We start from the raw sequence: 2,027 nt of genomic DNA on the forward strand, positions 1-2,027 counted from the left end.
CTCCCTAGTCGTCAACCACACATATCCTTACGCTGACCAATCCACATAGGGCTCGTAAAGCTCCACGGTGGTAATATGCGTTTTGTAGAGCTTGTCCTTTCGCCGCTGGGTGTTCTTAAAGGAATACACTAGAATACTCCCACTAACTGTAGCCGCGACGGGTCCTTCCTACAAGGTAAGCACGGAAGAAAAGAAAATAGGGCCTACCGCATAGCGGTGATACGTCTGGTAGAGCATGGTTCCTGTTATGGTATCAATTAGGAAAGCCGAGACAATTGGGGTTGCTTTCTCTGACTCTTTAGACAAATGGCGGCATACCTCCTTGGATTTGGGACTGGGTGAGAAGGAGCACAACATTGGGGTTCACATATTTGGTGGCGATGGTGTAGTTGCCAAATACTCGGCTGGCGGCAGCACTAGGGTGCTTATCGGGATAAGCTGTGGTCAGATAAAAAGAGCAGTTCTACCAGCTTCTAGCAACTTATGACCTTCAGGAAGAGTGAAGGTCCAGTCCACCTCGAGTTTGCCACCGGCAATGCTATATCCTGTGACAGTCTCTCCTTCGATCTAACACCTTAGCAACCCACAATGCCTTACCAGATGGAAGGTATGCTTGGCGAGATCTACACTGGCTTCTGGATAGAGGGCAACTTCGCTGTCCTTGTTGATGGACAGGACGTGATCAGCCTCTGGCGTAGATATCACAGTTGCGTAGCGGAGGACAGGTAGGGATTGTTCTTCCTGCACACTGCCGTCCTTGGTAGAAAGAAGCTGGACAGTAGCTCTCTCAGTAGACTGGGATACAACTAGCACCTCCATGCCCCGTTCCTTCGTGCGAAAGGGGGCCAGCAGATTGAGAGCCGGGTGGGGCACTGGGACACTCCATAGTGTCTTTCCGTTCTCTGAAGACTTGGCAACAACAGAGCTGTCTGTGCCAAGGACAAAGAGCTTTTCCAGGCCAAAGTCCGCGCTGAGGAGTTGAGCGTAACTCTGCTGTTTGTTGTCGAAGACGGCGACATGCTTGATACTTGCCAGGCTCTCCTTGTGCATTAGCAAGTGGGGAAGCAGTACCTCGCGAGTCCACTTGGGGTGCCTGCCATCGTAAAGGGTCACGTCGCCTGCCCTCACTACAAGGGGCTGGCCGTTTATGTCCCCAGCGACATAAGCACCCGAGATATCTAGGGTGGTTGAATCCTGGGGGCGTTCAAGATCGATCCTTTCGATAGCCTCGGGCCCTGCAGCCCAGAAGACATCTCCATCTGACGACGAAACAACGTGGTCCTGGGTGGTGAGCCAAACGCACGCACCTTGGCAAGACTACGAGCAAGAGAAATGGGAGGGGAAGTCGAGCCAATCTGGTAGAGCTCCGTTAGCGAGCCTTGCAGCTCTACAACACGGCCAGAGAGTTGGGTCATTCGCGTCGCTTCTAAGGTATTAGACGCCGGCTTATCACCTTTAGTGAAGACCGCTGTGGTAGGGTTGTCGATCAAGTAGCCCGATACAACACCGCTATTCTCGACGAGGACGGCGGAAGTAGGGCCTGAGGAGAGCACAGCAGTAGAGGTGGCAGCGCCAAAGGTGGCCACAACGGTGCATGGCGCTTTGAGATTGCAGGTCAGCAGAACAGCTTCGCCATCCTTCCTGCCAACAACATAAAGGCCACCCGAGTGCAGAGCCAAAGCCTGGCCTTCGAAGTCGGCTTCCTCGTGGCTCCACGTCCCCCGGCCATTGGCGTTCACCAAGCCGATGTGTGGACCTGTGCTGTACGCAACCCTTCCTGTGTCCTATCTTGTAAGCACTGTCCATACGTCTGCAACAATCGATATCCTCTCAGAGAGTCGAGACACCGAGTGCTCGCCGAGAAAGGATCCGTCAGCCTTCCAAGCGGAAATTCGGTGTGCAAAGCTATCAGACACCGCTACAAAGACCGTATTCGTCTCACCAAGGGCTATGTCATTTAAGGTCACGCCATCTGGAAAGACTTGGCGCCACTCTGTTCTTGAGAACTGCACGGTTACCGATTGCTC

The 2,027-nt window shown here is 53.3% G+C and carries 2 protein-coding genes; both read right to left on the reverse strand.

Translation table 11 applies throughout. The features are described 5' to 3' along the window. Window positions 1-567: 567 nt before the first annotated feature. Entirely contained in the window at window positions 568-1,113 is a 546-nt protein-coding gene (locus tag V6D20_08495) for a hypothetical protein (GenBank protein HEY9815820.1), read from the reverse strand. Window positions 1,114-1,178: 65 nt separating this feature from the next. Continuing rightward, window positions 1,179-1,742: a hypothetical protein gene (locus V6D20_08500; GenBank protein HEY9815821.1), complete on the reverse strand. Its 564-nt coding sequence runs from the start codon at window positions 1,740-1,742 to the stop codon at window positions 1,179-1,181. Between the last annotated feature and the right edge of the window lie 285 nt (window positions 1,743-2,027).

The organism is Candidatus Obscuribacterales bacterium (assembly GCA_036703605.1).
In the GTDB taxonomy this organism is placed as follows: domain Bacteria; phylum Cyanobacteriota; class Cyanobacteriia; order RECH01; family RECH01; genus RECH01.